The organism is Streptomyces sp. NPDC031340, from assembly GCF_055569945.1.
Map to the genome: position 1 here is coordinate 33,752 of NZ_JBVIIE010000041.1, position 16,827 is coordinate 50,578.

Genomic DNA, 16,827 nt, shown 5'->3' on the forward strand with positions numbered 1-16,827 from the left:
GCCGATCTCGTCAGTAGGACGATATTGACCTGACCCGGTAATCGTCAAGGGGACGAAAATTGGTCCGGTGTCGAAACGGCCGAGCAGGGGGTGAAGGCGGGTCCGGGTGGTCAGGATGGAGTCATGGGATTCCATGTCGACTCCGAGGCCGGGCGGCTGCGCCGCGTCATCCTGCACCGGCCGGATCTCGAGCTCAAAAGGCTCACCCCCAGCAACAAGGACACCCTCCTGTTCGACGACGTGCTGTGGGTCCGCCGGGCGCGCGCCGAGCACGACGGTTTCGCGGACGTCCTGCGTGACCGCGGGGTCGCCGTCCACCTCTTCGGCGACCTGCTCACCGAGGCACTGGAGATCCCGGCGGCCAGGACGCTCGTCCTGGACCGGGTCTTCGACGAGAAGGAGTACGGCGTCCTCGCCACCGACCACCTCAGGGCCGCCGTCGAGCACCTCCCCGCCCGCGAGCTGGCCGAACTGCTCGTCGGCGGCATGACCAAGCGCGAGTTCCTCGACGCGCACCCGGAGCCGGTCTCCGTGCGGTTCCACGTCATGGACCTCGACGACTTCCTTCTCGCCCCGCTGCCCAATCACCTCTTCACCCGCGACACCTCCGCCTGGATATACGACGGTGTCGCCGTCAACGCCATGCGCTGGCCGGCCCGGCAGCGTGAGACGGTCCACTTCGAGGCGATCTACCGCCACCACCCGCTCTTCCGCGACGAGACGTTCCGCGTCTGGTCCGAGGGGCAGGCCGACTACCCGTCCACCATCGAGGGCGGCGACGTCCTGGTCATCGGCAACGGCGCCGTCCTCATCGGCATGAGCGAGCGCACCACCCCGCAGGCGGTGGAGATGCTCGCGCACAAGCTGTTCGCCGCGGGTTCCGCACGGACGATCGTGGCGCTCGACATGCCGAAGCGCCGCGCCTTCATGCACCTCGACACCGTGATGACGATGGTCGACGGCGACACCTTCACCCAGTACGCCGGCCTCGGCATGCTCCGCTCGTACACCATCGAGCCCGGCGCCGGCGACAAGGAGCTCAAGGTCACCGACCATCCGCCGGAGCACATGCACCGCGCGATCGCCGCCGCCCTCGGGCTGAGCGAGATCCGCGTCCTGACCGCGACCCAGGACGTGCACGCCGCCGAGCGTGAGCAGTGGGACGACGGCTGCAACGTGCTGGCCGTCGAGCCGGGCGTGGTCGTCGCCTACGAGCGCAACTCCACCACCAACACCCACCTGCGCAAGCAGGGCGTCGAGGTGATCGAGATCCCGGGCAGTGAGCTGGGGCGGGGCAGGGGCGGACCGCGCTGTATGAGCTGCCCGGTCGAACGGGACGCCGTCGGGGGATAGAGGGACAGGACGGCAGGACGGCAGGACGGCAGGGGAGCAGAGGGGAGGAACCGGGAGGGCGGGGGGAACAAAGGTTTGCATAGAAATGCTGGGTGTCGTATAGACTTCCACGGTCCCTGCCCCTGCACCTCTGGAGCGCCCCCATGGCGACAGTCCCGACCGCCCTCGCCGGCCGCCACTTCCTCAAGGAACTGGACTTCACCGAGGCGGAGTTCCGCGGCCTGATCGAGCTGGCCGCCGAACTGAAGGCCGCCAAGAAGGCCGGGACCGAGACGCAGTACCTGCGCGGGAAGAACATCGCGCTGATCTTCGAGAAGACCTCGACCCGCACGCGCTGCGCCTTCGAGGTCGCGGCGGCCGACCAGGGCGCCTCCACGACGTACCTGGACCCCTCCGGCTCGCAGATCGGGCACAAGGAGTCCGTGAAGGACACCGCGCGCGTGCTGGGGCGGATGTACGACGGCATCGAGTATCGGGGCGACAGCCAGGAGAAGGTCGAGGAACTCGCCGCGCACGCCGGCGTGCCGGTCTACAACGGGCTCACCGACGACTGGCACCCCACCCAGATGCTGGCCGACGTGCTCACCATGACCGAGCACAGCGGCAAGCCGCTGACGGAGACCGCCTTCGCCTACCTCGGCGACGCCCGCTTCAACATGGGCAACTCCTACCTGATCACCGGCGCGCTGCTCGGCATGGACGTGCGCATCGTCGCGCCGAAGTCCTACTGGCCCGCCCAGGAGGTCGTCGACCGGGCCCGTGAGCTCGCCGAGGCCAGCGGGGCCCGGGTGACGCTCACCGAGTCCCTGGGCGAGGGCGTCCTCGGCGCCGACTTCGTCGCCACCGACGTGTGGGTGTCCATGGGCGAGCCCAAGGAGGTGTGGGACGAGCGGATCGCCGCGCTCGCGCCGTACGCGGTGACCATGGACGTGCTGCGCGCCACCGGCAACCCGGACGTGAAGTTCCTGCACTGCCTGCCGGCCTTCCACGACCTCGGCACCAAGGTCGGGCGGGAGATCTTCGAGACCCACGGCCTGGACTCCCTCGAGGTCACCGACGAGGTCTTCGAGTCCGCCCACTCGGTCGTCTTCGACGAGGCCGAGAACCGGCTGCACACCATCAAGGCCGTCCTGGTCGCCACCCTCGCCTGAACTGCCTGAACTGCCTGAACTGCCTGAACTGCCTGAACTGCCTGAACTGCCTGAACCGCCTGACCGGGCCGCCCGCCCGGCCCGCCGCACTCGCCCGCCGGGGCCGCACCGGCCGCCGCCCGGGCTACACCCGCCGCTGGGGCGGGATGGCCGACAGGCGGAACCACACCGCCTTGCCCGACTCGGTGGGGCGGTGTCCGCAGGACGAGCTGAGGGCCCGGATCAGCAGCAGTCCGCGCCCGTGCTCCTGCCACGGGTCGGGTTCGCGGGCGTCGGGCCGGGTCAGGTTGCCCGGCGGCGCCGGATCCGGGTCGTGCACCTCCACCCGGCAGCCGTTCGGCAGCAGCTCCACCACGAGCTCTATGGGCGCGTCGCCCGCCGTGTGCTCCACCGCGTTCGCGACCAGCTCGGCCGTCAGCAGTTCCGCGGTGTCGCCGTCGGCCCCGTGCTCCAGCTCGGTCAGCGCCGCGCGCACCAGCGCGCGGGCCACCGGCACGGCCGCGGCGGAGTGCGGCAACGCGATGCGCCAGGAGGCGGAGGCGGAGGGGGGCTCGTACAAGGCGGGTCCGTTCATGAGCAGGCTGTCCTGCCGTCGATCGTGTGCATGGTACGGGTCGGTCCGGCGGGGACACCGGGCGGGCGCCGTTCGGGGCCGTCTGCCCCGATGACAAGCGGCTTACCCGGGTGAACGCCGGCCCGCCCACCGCCGATCCCGCTGTTACCGATCCATGGACGAGCCGTGACGTATGTGACGAAGCGTGTGACGAAGGCTGCGGCGAAGCGTGTGGCGAAGCCCGCGACGAGGCGCGCGCCGAAGCCCGCGACGAGGCGCGCGCCGAAGCCTGCGGCGAAGCGCGCGCGCCGAAACATGCGGCGAAGCGCGCGCCAAGGCGTGCGTCGAGGCCCGGTCGCGCGCCTCACCCGGATATCGCGCGCTCATGACGACAGTCACGTATCGGTGATAGCTTCGAGGGGCAGAGGTCCGTGAGGCAGTGCCCGCCCCCGAGGAGGCCGCACGTCATGAGTCCCTTCACCGGCTCCGCCGCCCGCACCCCCCGCTGGCGGCACCTGCGCGTCGACCTCGCCGACGGCGTCGCCACGGTCACCCTGGCCCGCCCCGACAAGCTCAACGCCCTCACCTTCGGCGCCTACGCCGACCTGCGCGACCTGCTCGCCGAACTGTCCCGTGAGCGGTCGGTGCGGGCCCTGGTGCTGGCCGGCGAGGGACGCGGCTTCTGCTCCGGCGGCGACGTCGACGAGATCATCGGCGCCACGCTCTCCCTGGACACCGCCCAGCTCCTCGACTTCAACCGGATGACCGGGCAGGTCGTCCGGGCCGTGCGGGAGTGCCCCTTCCCGGTGATCGCCGCCGTGCACGGGGTGGCCGCGGGCGCCGGGGCCGTGCTGGCCCTGGCGGCCGACTTCCGGGTCGCCGACCCCACCGCGCGCTTCGCGTTCCTGTTCACCCGGGTGGGCCTGTCCGGCGGCGACATGGGCGCCGCCTACCTGCTGCCCAGGGTTGTCGGGCTCGGCCACGCCACCCGGCTGCTCATGCTGGGCGAGCCGGTGCGGGCGCCCGAGGCGGAGCGGATCGGCCTGATCAGCGAACTCACCGGGGAGGGAGGCGCCGACGAGGCCGCACACGCGCTGGCCCGCCGCCTCGCCGAGGGCCCGGCGCTGGCGTACGCGCAGACCAAGGCGCTGCTGACGGCCGAACTGGACATGCCGCTGGCGGCCGCGGTGGAACTGGACGCCGCCACCCAGGCGCTCCTCATGAACGGCGAGGACTACGCCGAGTTCCACGCCGCCTTCACCGAGAAGCGGCCGCCGAAGTGGCAGGGGCGGTGAACATGACGGCATCACCGGACCCGGCCGGCCGGCCCCGGCGCATCGCGGTCGTCGGCGGCGGCCCCGGCGGCCTGTACGCGGCGGCGCTGCTCAAGCGCCTCGACCCGGCCCGCGAGGTCACCGTCTGGGAACGCAACGCCCCCGACGACACCTTCGGCTTCGGCGTCGTCCTGTCCGACGAGACCCTCGGCGGCATCGAGCACGCCGACCCGGTGGTCTACGAGGCCCTCCGTAAACAGTTCGTGCGCTGGGACGACATCGACATCGTGCACCGCGGCGTCCGGCACACCTCCTCCGGGCACGGCTTCGCCGCTCTCGGCAGAAGACGGCTCCTGGACGTCCTGCACACCCGCTGCCGCGACCTCGGCGTCGAGCTGCGCTTCCGCTCCGAGGCGCCGCCCCCGGACCGGCTCGCCGCCGGTCACGACCTCGTCATCGCCGCCGACGGTGTGCACAGCACCACCCGCGAGGCCTACGCCCCTGTGTTCCGGCCCCATGTGGCCTCGCACCGCTGCCGCTACATATGGCTCGCCGCGGACTTCGCCTTCGACGCCTTCCGCTTCGAGATCGCCGAGACCGAGCACGGCGTGATGCAGCTGCACGGCTACCCCTACGCGCCCGACGCCTCCACGGTGATCGTCGAGATGCGCGAGGAGGTGTGGCGCGCGGCCGGCTTCGCCGACCTCGACCCGCAGGCGTCCCTCGACCGCTGCGCCAAGATCTTCGCCGACGCCCTCGGCGGCCGCCCCCTGCGCTCCAACAAGTCGGCGTGGACCACCTTCCGCACGGTCGTCAACGAACGCTGGTCGCACGGCAACGTGGTCCTGCTCGGCGACGCCGCCCACACCGCCCACTTCTCCATCGGATCCGGCACCAAACTGGCCGTCGAGGACGCCCTCGCCCTCGCCGCTTGCCTGGAGGAACAGCCCTCCCTGGAAAAAGCGTTGGCGGCCTACGAGGAGGAGCGCCGGCCGGTCGTGGCGTCCACCCAGCGCGCCGCCCGCGCCAGCCTGGAGTGGTTCGAGAACCTCGGCCTGTACCTGGACCAGCCGCCCCTCCGCTTCGCCTTCAACCTGCTCACCCGCAGCCGCCGCGTCACCCACGACAACCTGCGGCTGCGTGACGCCCGGTTCACCGAGGCCGTCGAGCGCGAGTTCGGCTGCCCGCCCGGCACGCCCCCCATGTTCACCCCGTTCCGGCTGCGCGGCCTGACCCTGCGCAACCGCGTCGTCGTCTCGCCCATGGACATGTACTCGGCCACCGACGGCGTCCCCGGCGACTTCCACCTCGTCCACCTGGGCGCCCGCGCGCTCGGCGGGGCCGGACTGGTGATGACGGAGATGGTGTGCGTGAGCCCCGAGGGCCGCATCACCCCCGGCTGCGCCGGCCTGTACACCGGCAGGCAGGGCGAGGCGTGGCGGCGGATCACCGACTTCGTGCACCGGCAGGCGCCGGGCACCGCGATCGGCGTGCAGCTCGGCCACTCCGGCCGCAAGGGCTCGACCAAGCTGATGTGGGAGGGCATGGACGAGCCGCTCCCGGACGGCAACTGGCCGCTGGTGGCCGCCTCCCCGCTGCCGTACAAGCCCTTCAGCCAGACCCCGCGCGAGCTGACCCGCGCCCAACTGACCGACATTCGCGAGCAGTTCGCGGTGGCCGCCGCGCGTGCCGCCCGGGCCGGCTTCGACCTGCTCGAACTGCACTGCGCGCACGGCTATCTGCTCTCCGGGTTCCTCTCCCCGCTGACCAACCGCCGCACCGACGCCTACGGTGGCTCGCCGGAAGGGCGGCTGCGCTTCCCGCTGGAGGTGTTCGACGCGGTACGCGAGGTGTGGCCGCAGGAGAAGCCCATGACCGTGCGCATCTCCGCCACCGACTGGGCCGACGGCGGGACCACGGCCGCGGACGCGGTCGACATCGCCCGCGCCTTCGCCGCGCACGGCGCCGACGCGATCGACGTATCGACCGGGCAGGTGGTGGCCGACGAGCGGCCCGAGTTCGGGCGGTCGTACCAGACGCCGTACGCGGACCGCATCCGGCACGCCACCGGCGTGCCGGTGATCGCGGTCGGCGCGATCTCCTCCTGGGACGACGTCAACTCCCTGATCCTGGCGGGCCGCGCCGACCTGTGCGCGCTGGCCCGCCCGCACCTGTACGACCCGCACTGGACCCTGCACGCGGCGGCCGAACAGGGCTACGACGGCCCGGGCGCCACCTGGCCCGCGCCCTATCGGGCGGGCAGCCGCCGCCCGCAGACCGGACGGACGGACGTCCCCAAGCCCCGGCTCACGCTGGGCCGTTGAGGTCGGCCATGCCCGCGGTGAGCGTCACCCCGTCCGCCGGGTCGATCAGCAGGAACGCGCCCGTGCGCCGGCAGTCGGCGTAGTCGTCCAGTGCGAGCGGCTCGGCGGTGCGCAGGGAGATCCGGCCCAGGTCGTTCACGGACAGCTCGGGCGCGCCGGCCAGGTCCTCGACGACCGCCTTGACGGTCCTGGTGGTGTGCCGCACCAGCACCCGGTCGCCGACCCGCAGCGGACGGTCGGCCAGGTGGCACACGGCCGCCCGGACGCGCTGGGTGAGCACCGGGACGTCGACGCCCGCCGTGATCATGTCGCCGCGCGAGACGTCCCGCTGGTCGGCCAGACGCACGCTCACGGACTGCGGCGCGCGGGCCGCCGCGGCCGCCCTGCCCAGCACGTCGATGCCGGTGATCTCCGAGGTCGCGCCGGACGGGTGCACGGTGACCCGGTCGCCCACGCGCAGCGCCCCGGACACCAACTGGCCCGCGTAGTACCGCTCCTCGCCGTGCCGGATCACGTACTGCACCGGGAAGCGGGCGGGGCCGTCGGCCGCCCCGGCACCCACGGGCACGGTCTCCAGGAACTCCAGCAGCGCCGGGCCCCGGTACCAGTCCATGTGCGCCGAGCGTTCCACCACGTTGTCCCCGGCGAGCGCCGAGACCGGGATCGGGGTGAACCCCGGGAGTCCCGACTCGGCCGCGTCACCGGCGAACTCCTCGACGATCCGCTCGAACTCCTTCTCCTCGTAGCCGACCAGGTCCATCTTGTTGACGGCGAGGACCACGTGCGGGACGCGCAGCAGTCCCGCTACGGCGGCGTGCCGGCGGGTCTGCTCGACGACGCCGTTGCGGGCGTCGACCAGGATCACCGCCAGGTCGGCGGTGGAGGCGCCGGTGACCATGTTGCGGGTGTACTGCACGTGGCCGGGGGTGTCGGCGAGGATGAACCGGCGCCGGGGCGTGGCGAAGTAGCGGTGGGCGACGTCGATGGTGATGCCCTGCTCGCGTTCGGCGCGCAGGCCGTCCGTCAGCAGCGCCAGGTCGGGGGCGTCCTGGCCGCGGCTCGCGGAGGCGCGCTGCACGGCCTCCAGCTGGTCGGTGAGGACCGACTTGGAGTCGTGCAGCAGCCGTCCGACGAGCGTGGACTTGCCGTCGTCGACGGAGCCGGCCGTCGCGAACCGCAGCGTGTCGATGGTCGGGCTGTCGATGGTCGTGCCGGTCATGGCTAGAAGTACCCCTCGCGCTTGCGGTCTTCCATCGCGGCCTCGGAGAGCTTGTCGTCGGCGCGGGTGGCGCCGCGCTCGGTCAGCCGGGAGGCGGCGATCTCGGCGATCACCCTCTCGACGGTGTCGGCGTCGGAGTCGACGGCGCCGGTGCAGGACATGTCGCCGACCGTGCGGTAGCGGACCTGCCGCTTCTCCACGGTCTCGCCCGGTTTCGGCCTGCCCCACTCGCCCGCGGTCAGCCACATGCCGCCGCGCCGGAACACCTCTCGGTGGTGCGCGAAGTAGATGGACGGCAGCTCGATCTCCTCGCGGGCGATGTACTGCCAGACGTCCAGCTCGGTCCAGTTGGACAGCGGGAAGACGCGGACGTGTTCGCCGGGCGCGTGCCGGCCGTTGTACAGGTTCCACAGCTCGGGGCGCTGGCGGCGCGGGTCCCACTGGGAGAACTCGTCGCGCAGCGAGAACACCCGCTCCTTCGCGCGGGCCTTCTCCTCGTCACGGCGTCCGCCGCCGAACACCGCGTCGAACCGCTCGCTCTGGATCTTCTCCGTCAGCGGCAGCGTCTGCAACGGGTTGCGGGTGGAGTCGGGACGTTCGCGCAGCACACCCCGGTCGATGTAGTCCTGTACGGAGGCCACATGGAGGCGCAGCCCATGGGCGGCGACCACACGGTCCCGGTAGTCGAGTACCTCGGGGAAGTTGTGCCCGGTGTCCACGTGCAGCAGCGAGAACGGCACCGGCGCCGGCGCGAACGCCTTCAGCGCCAGGTGCAGCATCACGATGGAGTCCTTGCCGCCGGAGAACAGGATCACCGGCCGCTCGAACTCGCCCGCGACCTCCCGGAAGATGTGCACCGACTCCGACTCCAGGGCGTCCAGATGGGACAGACCGCCGTTCACACCAGCCCCCGCTCCGCCAGCACCGCGTACACGGCGCCGGCCGACTCCCGCGGGGTCTGCCGCTGCGTCGGCAGGACGAGGTCCGGGTCGGCCGGCGGCTCGTAGGGGTCGTCGACGCCGGTGAGCCCGGTCAGCCGCCCCGCGGCCTGCCGCGCGTACAGCCCCTTGACGTCCCGCTCGCTGCACACCTCCACCGGCGTGGCCACGTGCACCTCGATGTACGGCGTCGAGCTCGTCCGGTGCCGCTCGCGGACGGCGGCGCGGCTGTCGGCGTACGGCGCGATCACCGGGACGACCGACAGCACGCCGTTGCGCGCGAGCACCTCGGAGACCAGGCCGATGCGCTGGACGTTGGTGTTGCGGTCCTCCCGGGAGAAGCCCAGGCCGGCGGAGAGGAAGCGGCGTATCTCGTCGCCGTCGAGGACCTCCACCCGGTGTCCCTCGGCCTTGAGCCGTTCGCCGAGGAGGCGGGCGATGGTCGTCTTGCCCGCGCTCGGCAGCCCGGTGAGCCAGACGGTGGCTCCCTGAGCCCTGCCCGTGGTGGTCATGCGCAACAGTCCTCTTTCGTTACCCGGCGGACGGTGCGTGGAACGCTAGGTAAGAAACTTGAGAAGAGGGACAGAAGAACCTGAGGGTTCCGTAAGTGACGCATGATGTGCCTGAGGTCACAGCTCGGCCGTGGTCACAGCCCCGCGAACTCGGCCCCCGCGTCCCGGAGTCGCTCGTGCAGTCCGCGGAACACCGAGGCCGAGCGGGCGCCCGGCCAGTCCCCGGGCAGCAGCCGGGCGGGCAGGCCCGGGTCGGTGTAGGGCAGGTGGCGCCAGGAGTCCAGGGCCAGCAGGTAGTCGCGGTAGGCCTCCTCCGGCGGGGTGTCCGTACGCCGTTCCCATGACCGGAGCACGCGCGCGTGACGGTCGAGGAACGCCTCGTGCTCCTTGGCGATCGCGGCCAGGTCCCACCAGCGGGCCACCGCTTCGGCGGTCGCGGCGAAGCCGAGGTGCTCGCCCCGGAACAGGTCGACGTACGGTTCCAGGCGCAGCCGCCGCAGGGTGTGCCGGGTCTCCTCGTACAGCCGTGCCGGGGCGATCCACACCCCGGGTGCCGCCGTGCCGAAGCCCAGACCGGCCAGACGCGAGCGCAGCACATGGCGCCGCTGCCGCTCCGACTCCGGCACGGAGAACACCGCGAGCACCCAGCCCTCGTCCTCGGGCGGGGCGGCGGCGTAGATGCGCCGGTCGCCGTCCTCGAGCAACTGGCGCGCCTCGGGCGACAGTTCGTAGCCGGCCGCGCCGCGCGCCGTGCGGGCCGGCAGCAGCAGCCCGCGCCGTTTGAGGCGGGAGACCGACGAGCGCACCGAGGGCGCGTCCACGCCGACCGCGGCCAGCAGCCGGATCAGCTCGGCGACGGGGACCGGGCCCGGTACGAAGCGGCCGTAGGCGCCGTAGAGCGTGACGATGAGAGACCGTGGTGCATGCTGGTCGGACACGTTGATCATCTTAGGTCGTCGGCCGGCATCACGGCCGGTCGGGCCGGGTGCGCAGCCGGAACCGCTGCAGTTTGCCGGTCGCCGTGCGCGGCAGCGCGTCCACGAAGACGATCTCGCGCGGGCATTTGTACGGCGCCAGTTCCGACTTGACGAAGTCGCGCAGCGCCTCGGGGTCCCGCGCGGCGCCCTCCTTGAGGACCGCGTAGGCCACCGCGACCTGACCGCGTGCCTCGTCCGGCCGCCCGACCACCGCCGCCTCCAGCACGCTCGGGTGGCGCAGCAGCGCGTCCTCGACCTCCGGCCCGGCGATGTTGTACCCGGCCGAGATGATCATGTCGTCGGCGCGGGCGACGTACCGGAACCAGCCGTCGGGCTCGCGGACGTAGGTGTCGCCGGTGATGTTCCAGCCGTCCCGCACGTACTCCCGCTGGCGCGGGTCGGCGAGATAGCGGCAGCCGACCGGGCCGCGCACGGCGAGCAGCCCCGGCTCCCCGTCGGGCACCGGCCGCCCGTCCGCGTCCTGCACGCGCGCCTGCCACCCCGGCACCGGCACCCCGGTCGTGCCGGGTCTGATCTGCTCATCGGCCGCGGAGACGAAGATGTGCAGCAGCTCGGTGGCGCCGATGCCGTTGATGATGCGCAGGCCGGTGCGCTCGTGCCAGGCGTGCCAGGTGGCGGCGGGCAGGTTCTCGCCGGCGGAGACGCAGCGGCGCAGCGACGAGACGTCGTACGGGCCGAGGTCGTCGAGCATGGCGCGGTAGGCGGTCGGCGCGGTGAACAGCACGGAGACCCGGTGCTCGGCGATCGCGGGCAACAACTGGCGGGGACCGGCCTGTTCGAGCAGCAGCGCGGAGGCCCCGGCCCGCAGCGGGAAGATCACCAGCCCGCCGAGGCCGAAGGTGAAACCGAGCGGGGGACTGCCGGCGAACACGTCGTCCTCGCGCGGCCGCAGCACATGCCGGGAGAACGTGTCGGCCACGGCGAGCACGTCCCGGTGGAAGTGCACGCACCCCTTCGGACGGCCGGTGGTCCCCGACGTGAAAGCGATCAGCGCCACGTCGTCGGCCGCGGTGCCGACGGCCGGGAACGGGGTCGACGGCGCCGGGCGGTTGAGCAGGTCGTCGGGGGTGTCGCCGCCGTAGGTGGTGATGCGCAGGCCGGGAATCTCCGCCTTGGCGAGGTCGTCGACGGACCGGATGTCGCACAGGGCGTGCCGCACCAGCGCCATCTCGCAGATCACCGCCAGCTCGTGCGGCCGCTGCTGCGCCAGCACCGTGACCGCCACCCCGCCCGCCTTCAGCACCGCCAGCCAGCACGCCGCCAGCCACGGTGTGGTCGGGCCGCGCAGCAGCACCCGGTTGCCGGGCACCACCCCGAGGTCGCGGGTGAGGACGTGCGCCAGGCGGTCGACGCGGGCCCGCAGGTCGCCGTACGACCAGGAGGGGCCGGTGGGGGTGTGGAAGGCCGGGCGGTCGGGGGCGGTCCCGGCCAGCAGCTCGGCGGCGCAGTTCAGCCGGGCGGGGTAGCGCAACTCCGGCAGGTCGAAGCGGAGTTCCGGCCACTGATCGGGTGGCGGGAGGTGGTCGCGCGCGAAGGTGTCGACATGGGCCGAGTCGTGCATGCCGGGTGCCCCCTTGCCGGGTGGGCGTCATGGTGGGCTCGCGCAACGAGCGTATCGTGTTGGTGACGGCAGTCAACGGTCCGCGATACCGTCGGGGGAGTGGCCGCACGGCCGCGCAGGAGCGGCCGCGGGCCCGCGGCGGAGAGGACCGGCGATGCCCGCATTCTCGCTCGACCCCGCACAGGCCGCATGGTGCGCCGAACTGCGCTCGCTGGCCGCCGAGCGGCTGCGCCCGATCGCCGAGAAGGGCGAACCGGGCCACGTCAACCGTCCGCTGGTCGCCGAACTCGGCCGGCTCGGCCTGCTGGAGCGCCTGTTCACCTCCGGCGCCCTCGACCTCTGCCTGATGCGCGAGTCCCTCGCCCGCGCCTGCACGGAGGCGGAGACCGCGCTCGCCCTTCAGGGCCTGGGCGCCCACCCCGTCCACGCGTACGGCACCCCGGCCCAGCGCGACCGTTCGCTCCCCGGCGTGGTGGAGGGCAGCACGGTGGCCGCCTTCGCCCTCAGCGAGCCGCGGGCGGGCTCGGACGCGGCGGCGCTCACCCTGTCGGCCGACCCCGACGGTGCCGGACGCTGGCGGCTCACCGGCGAGAAGCGCTGGATCTCCAACGCCCCCGAGGCCGACCTGTACACCGTCTTCGCGCGGACCACCCCGGGCGGCGGCGCCCGCGGCGTCACCGCCTTCCTGGTCCCGGCCGACCGCCCCGGACTCACCGGCGAACCCCTCGACCTGCTCTCGCCGCACCCGGTCGGCGCACTGCGCTTCGACGGCGTGCCGGTCACGGCCGACGACGTGCTCGGCGACGTCGACCGCGGCTTCCGCGTCGCCATGACCACGCTGAACCTGTTCCGCCCCAGCGTCGGCGCGTTCGCCGTCGGCATGGCGCAGGCGGCCCTCGACGCGACCGTCGTCCACACCTCCCGCCGGGACGCCTTCGGCGGGAAGCTGAAGGATCTGCAGACCGTCGCCCACCAGGTCGCCGAGATGTCCCTGCGCACGGAGGCGGCCCGCCTCATGGTGTACGCGGCGGCGACGGCGTACGACGAGGGCGCCCCCGACGTGCCCCGGCGCGCCGCGATGGCGAAACTGCTCGCCACCGAGACCGCGCAGTACGTCGTCGACGCGGCCGTCCAGCTGCACGGCGCGCGAGCCCTGCAACGCGGCCACCTGCTGGAGCACCTGTACCGCGAGGTGCGCGCCCCGCGCATCTACGAGGGCGCCAGCGAAGTCCAACGCGCCATCATCGCAAAGGAGTTGTACGCGGACATGGAACCGGAGCCGAAGCGGGCCTCGCACGCGGAGCCGTACGCCACGGGAGACGCCTCGTGACCGTCGAGCGGGTCAATCCGCCGGAGCTGTCGCCGCCCACCGGCTTCTCGCACGCCGTCGTGGCAACCGGCTCCCGCGTGGTGTTCCTGGCCGGCCAGACCGCCCTCGACAGCGGTGGCGAGGTCGTCGGCGACACCCTCGCGGAGCAGTTCGAGCAGGCCCTCGCCAACCTCCTCGCCGCCCTCGCGTCCGCCGGCGGCACCCCAGCGGACCTGGCCCGCGTCACCGTCTACGCCACGGACGTCGCCGACTACCGGGACCACGCCCCGCGACTCGGCCGGATCTGGCGGGACCTGGCGGGGCGGGACTACCCGGCGATGGCGGTCGTGGAGGTCGTGCGCCTGTGGGACGAGAAGGCGCTGGTGGAACTGGACGGGTTCGCGGTACTGCCCTGACGCACGGCACCCGCATCCGACCCGGACCGGGGACCGCGCGGCGGCCCGGGTCAGGCGGCCGCGGCCGCCCGACCGACCGGCGGCCGGTGCGGCGCGACGGCCCGGCCGTCCGGCGTCAGCTCACCGGTGTCGTCGAACACGACGGCGCCGTCGCACAGCAGGCTCCAGCCCTGCTCGGGGTGGTCGGCGACCACGTGCCGGGCGGCGCTGTCGGAGGAAGGGCACGAAGACCGGCTGGAACACATGGCGCACCTCCACGTCTGAGGGAATCACCGGACCGGATCCCCTGCCAAGACGATGCTCCCGCCGCACGCGGGCCGGAACACCCTGCCGCGAAGCGTGACAACACGCGGACATCCTGCGGACAGCACACGGACAGCGGAACACGGGACGGAACAAGGGACAGCGAAACACGGACAGCGAAACACGGACACCCGGACAGCACCCGGAACCACACCCGTACAGCAACCGGAACCACACCCGTACAGCACCCGGACGGCGTCCCGAACCAGGCCGGTTCCGGCGGTTCCACCAGCGCCGGTGCGGACTCGCCGCCGAAAGGGTGACGATGACCGTCGCGCGCACCCGCACCCGGTAGCAGTGGAAGCCCCCACTCCCCAGGAGGCTCCCATGTCCTTGCGCCCGGTCCTCGGCGCGGCCGTCCTGCTCCTGCCGGCCGCCGTCCCCCCCACCCCCGCCGTCGCGGATCCGCACGAGACGGTGACCGTCGACCCGACGGGCCGCCTCGCGTCGGACGGCACCGTCACCCTCTCCGGCACCTACCGCTGCCTCGGCAGCCCAGGCCCGGTCTACGTCAGCTCGTCCCTCAGCCAGGACCCCGAACTCCGGCACGGCATCGGCGGCACCCGAGCGGTGTGCGACGGCGCGCGGCACCGCTGGGTGAACACGGGCGCGACCGGCACCGCGGAAACCCTCGTGCACCGCTGAGTGGCCGGCGGCCCGGCGGCCCGGCGGCCCGGCGTCGCGGTGGCGCCGCACCCGCCGGCGACCGTGGCAGCGCCTCAGCCGCCGGTCCGTTCCGTGTCGATGCCCAGCGACGCCCACAGCTCCCGTTCCTGACGGCTCGGCGGGATCGCGCAGCGCCGCTCCGGGTGGCCGGGCGGGGGCCCCGGCGGGGCCTTCCGGCGGGCGCGGTCGGAGTCGGAGCCCAGGTCGGCGTAGTGGACGCCGGGCAGCGGGCCGGTGAAGAAGACGCCGATACCGTTGAGCTGGACGAGCAGGTGCCTCATCACGACCGCGCCGGCCCTGCCGAGCCAGAACCTCAGCCTCATACCGGCCCTCCTCCGCCGACCCGGTCCGGGGCCGTCATCCGGCGACCCCGTCGGTGCCATGCTCACCGCCCGGCCTGAAGCGTCGCTTAAAGCGGGCGCGGGCATGAATATTTCATGCCCCGACCGAGTCAAATTCCTAGCCGAGGACATGATCGGCTAAGTGTCTTTGCACGCGGCGACGTGTCACTGTTCCGGCAGGCGGAAGGAGCAGTGGTATGGAGATCGGAGTTCTCGGGCCGCTCGTGGTGGACATCTGCGGCACCTCCGTGGTGCCGAGCGCGGCCAAGCCGCGCCAGATGCTGGCGCTGTTGGCGGTCAACGCGGGCGCGGACGTGAAGGTGACGACCCTGACGGAGGAGCTGTGGGACGCGAGTCCCCCCAGCGGCCCGGCCGGGGTCGTGCAGACCTACGTCAAGCAGTTGCGCCGAGCCATCGCCGTGGCTCTGGGGCCGGAGCACGAGCGTGCCCCGAAGGACGTCCTGAGCCGCAGCTACGCCGGGTACGTGCTGAACATGCCCACGTACGCCATCGACGCCGAGGTGTTCCAGCGGCTCACCGCCCGCGGGCTGCGGTCCCTGGCCGGCGGCGACGACGAGGCCGCGTCGCGGCTGCTGGGCGAGGCGCTCGCGCTGTGGCGGGGGCCGGTCCTCGCCGACGTCCGGATCGGACCGGCGCTGCGCCTGGAGTCGCTCCGGCTGGAGGAGACCCGGCGCTCCGCGCTGGAGGGACGGATCACCGCCGATCTGCGGCTCGGCAGACATGCCGAGGTGATCGGTGAACTCCTCACGCTCACCGAGCGGTTCCCGCTGGAGGAGAGCCTGCACGGGCTGCTGATGCTGGCGCTCTACCGGAGCGGCCGCTCGTGGCAGGCGCTCGAGATTTTTCGAAAGCTACGCGCGTCGACCGTCGAGGAGCTGGGCATCGAGCCGTCCCTCCGGGTCCAGCAGCTGCACCGGGCGATCCTCGCGGCCGACCCCCAACTCGACCTCGTGGTACCGAGTTTGGCGGCCTTTTAGCAGACCCCGGCAAGGTGGACCCGCGCCCGCAGGGCCCGGCCCACCGGGATCCGCGCATTCCCCCCTCCCCCGACATCGCGCCATCCCCCCCCACCCACCCCCTGGACGGAACCGAGACGGACCACCATGACGCGATACCTGTCCCGGAAGCGCCCGGACCACGAACCGGCCCCTGCGACACGGTTGTTCTGCTTCCCCTACGCGGGCGGCGGAGCGTCGGCGTACCGGCGATGGCAGCGCGGCCTCGACGCCCTGGACGCCCGAGTACGGGTCATGCCCGTGCAACTGCCCGGCCGTGAGGAACGGTTCGGCGAACCCAGGTTCACCGATCTGGACGCTCTCATCGACGACATGGACGCGCAGCTCGACGAGGAGCTGTCCGAGCCCCACCTCTTCTACGGCCACAGCATGGGCGCGCTCATCGCGTTCACGCTGGCCAGGCGCCGGCAGCAGCGCGGCGCGAGTCTGCCCCGGGCCCTTGTGCTGAGCGCCTACCGCGCCCCGCACCTGCCGGCCCCGGAGATCGCCGACCCGGACGCCGGGGACGAGGAACTCGTCGCCGGTCTGACGGCTCTCGGCGGCATCCCGCAGACCCTGCTCGACCATCCGGAATTCCTCTCCGCGCTGCTCCCGGTGGCCCGCGACGACCTGCGGCTGTGCCTCGGCGGCACGGCCGTGCGCACCGAGCCGCTGCGGGTACCGTTGCACCTGTTCGCCGGACGGGGCGACCGGCTCGTCAGCGTCGACGAGGTGCTGTCCTGGCGGCGGCACGCGGGCGCCGGCTACGCCGTGCGGACGATGCCCGGCGGGCACTTCTTCGTCAGATCGGACGAGAGCGCGTTCCTGCGCGAACTCGCCTCCCTGACCCGCCGGTACGCCACGACGCAGGAGCGGATCGCGGTGTGACCGGT

General features: G+C 72.8%; 16 protein-coding genes and 1 pseudogene. 9 read left to right on the forward strand and 8 right to left on the reverse strand.

Annotated features, from left to right (window positions below; genetic code table 11):
* The first annotated feature begins 123 nt into the window (after nucleotides 1-123).
* Together ACZ5GT_RS28020 and argF are read left to right on the forward strand one after the other, a co-directional pair.
* On the forward strand, nucleotides 124-1,353 hold the full coding sequence (locus ACZ5GT_RS28020) for an arginine deiminase (protein ID WP_469031690.1): 1,230 nt from the start codon (nucleotides 124-126) through the stop codon (nucleotides 1,351-1,353).
* A 143-nt stretch (nucleotides 1,354-1,496) separates the two neighbouring features.
* Nucleotides 1,497-2,504, forward strand: coding sequence for an ornithine carbamoyltransferase (gene argF / locus ACZ5GT_RS28025; RefSeq protein ID WP_469031691.1), 1,008 nt, complete (start codon nucleotides 1,497-1,499; stop codon nucleotides 2,502-2,504).
* 124 nt (nucleotides 2,505-2,628) lie between these two features.
* Here the strand turns inward: argF and ACZ5GT_RS28030 are convergent, their stop codons facing one another.
* Entirely contained in the window at nucleotides 2,629-3,078 is a 450-nt protein-coding gene (locus ACZ5GT_RS28030; RefSeq protein ID WP_469031692.1) for an ATP-binding protein, read from the reverse strand.
* Nucleotides 3,079-3,524: 446 nt separating this feature from the next.
* On the opposite strand from ACZ5GT_RS28030, the gene ACZ5GT_RS28035 reads away from it, so the two are divergent.
* Nucleotides 3,525-4,352, forward strand: a complete 828-nt coding sequence (locus ACZ5GT_RS28035; RefSeq protein WP_360747933.1) for an enoyl-CoA hydratase family protein — start codon at nucleotides 3,525-3,527, stop codon at nucleotides 4,350-4,352.
* Between the two features lie 2 nt (nucleotides 4,353-4,354).
* Nucleotides 4,355-6,655 carry a bifunctional salicylyl-CoA 5-hydroxylase/oxidoreductase gene (locus ACZ5GT_RS28040; RefSeq protein ID WP_469031693.1) on the forward strand — a complete coding sequence of 767 codons (2,301 nt, stop codon included), beginning with the start codon at nucleotides 4,355-4,357 and terminating at the stop codon, nucleotides 6,653-6,655.
* On the opposite strand, the gene ACZ5GT_RS28045 is transcribed toward ACZ5GT_RS28040, so the two are convergent.
* The 5 genes from ACZ5GT_RS28045 to ACZ5GT_RS28065 all read right to left on the reverse strand — a co-directional run bounded on the left by ACZ5GT_RS28045 (nucleotide 6,639) and on the right by ACZ5GT_RS28065 (nucleotide 11,883).
* The gene (locus ACZ5GT_RS28045; protein ID WP_469031694.1) at nucleotides 6,639-7,874 is read right to left on the reverse strand and encodes a sulfate adenylyltransferase subunit 1; all 1,236 of its coding nucleotides are present in this window, start codon (nucleotides 7,872-7,874) and stop codon (nucleotides 6,639-6,641) included. The two genes, ACZ5GT_RS28040 and ACZ5GT_RS28045, sit on opposite strands and share 17 nt — an antisense overlap.
* Nucleotides 7,875-7,876: 2 nt before the next feature.
* Nucleotides 7,877-8,776, reverse strand: coding sequence for a sulfate adenylyltransferase subunit CysD (gene cysD, locus ACZ5GT_RS28050; protein ID WP_469031695.1), 900 nt, complete (start codon nucleotides 8,774-8,776; stop codon nucleotides 7,877-7,879).
* Nucleotides 8,773-9,324 (reverse strand): adenylyl-sulfate kinase, encoded by a 552-nt coding sequence (gene cysC / locus ACZ5GT_RS28055; RefSeq protein ID WP_469031696.1) that lies wholly within the window; start codon nucleotides 9,322-9,324, stop codon nucleotides 8,773-8,775. The genes cysD and cysC overlap by 4 nt, the downstream gene beginning before the upstream one ends.
* 134 nt (nucleotides 9,325-9,458) lie before the next feature.
* Nucleotides 9,459-10,271, reverse strand: coding sequence for a PaaX family transcriptional regulator (locus ACZ5GT_RS28060; RefSeq protein WP_469031697.1), 813 nt, complete (start codon nucleotides 10,269-10,271; stop codon nucleotides 9,459-9,461).
* Nucleotides 10,272-10,290: 19 nt separating this feature from the next.
* A complete protein-coding gene (locus ACZ5GT_RS28065) occupies nucleotides 10,291-11,883 on the reverse strand; it encodes an AMP-binding protein (protein WP_469031698.1) in 1,593 nt (530 codons plus the stop codon).
* Nucleotides 11,884-12,037: 154 nt separating this feature from the next.
* On the opposite strand from ACZ5GT_RS28065, the gene ACZ5GT_RS28070 reads away from it, so the two are divergent.
* Nucleotides 12,038-13,213, forward strand: coding sequence for an acyl-CoA dehydrogenase family protein (locus tag ACZ5GT_RS28070; protein WP_469031699.1), 1,176 nt, complete (start codon nucleotides 12,038-12,040; stop codon nucleotides 13,211-13,213).
* Nucleotides 13,210-13,608 carry a RidA family protein gene (locus tag ACZ5GT_RS28075; RefSeq protein WP_469031700.1) on the forward strand — a complete coding sequence of 133 codons (399 nt, stop codon included), beginning with the start codon at nucleotides 13,210-13,212 and terminating at the stop codon, nucleotides 13,606-13,608. Before ACZ5GT_RS28070 ends, ACZ5GT_RS28075 begins: the two co-directional genes overlap by 4 nt.
* Before the next feature lie 50 nt (nucleotides 13,609-13,658).
* Here ACZ5GT_RS28075 and ACZ5GT_RS28080 read toward each other — a convergent pair whose 3' ends face one another.
* Entirely contained in the window at nucleotides 13,659-13,853 is a 195-nt protein-coding gene (locus ACZ5GT_RS28080) for a DUF5999 family protein (protein ID WP_469031701.1), read from the reverse strand.
* A gap of 385 nt (nucleotides 13,854-14,238) precedes the next feature.
* Here ACZ5GT_RS28080 and ACZ5GT_RS28085 point away from each other — a divergent pair.
* Nucleotides 14,239-14,520, forward strand: a pseudogene (locus ACZ5GT_RS28085) (DUF6299 family protein); the annotation flags it as partial.
* A gap of 110 nt (nucleotides 14,521-14,630) precedes the next feature.
* Here the strand turns inward: ACZ5GT_RS28085 and ACZ5GT_RS28090 are convergent.
* Nucleotides 14,631-14,900, reverse strand: a complete 270-nt coding sequence (locus tag ACZ5GT_RS28090) for a DUF6059 family protein (protein WP_469031702.1) — start codon at nucleotides 14,898-14,900, stop codon at nucleotides 14,631-14,633.
* Between the two features lie 215 nt (nucleotides 14,901-15,115).
* On the opposite strand from ACZ5GT_RS28090, the gene ACZ5GT_RS28095 reads away from it, so the two are divergent.
* On the forward strand, nucleotides 15,116-15,916 hold the full coding sequence (locus ACZ5GT_RS28095; RefSeq protein WP_469031703.1) for an AfsR/SARP family transcriptional regulator: 801 nt from the start codon (nucleotides 15,116-15,118) through the stop codon (nucleotides 15,914-15,916).
* A gap of 126 nt (nucleotides 15,917-16,042) precedes the next feature.
* Complete coding sequence (locus tag ACZ5GT_RS28100) at nucleotides 16,043-16,822, forward strand: thioesterase II family protein (RefSeq protein ID WP_469031704.1); 780 nt, start codon at nucleotides 16,043-16,045, stop codon at nucleotides 16,820-16,822.
* Nucleotides 16,823-16,827: the final 5 nt, after the last annotated feature.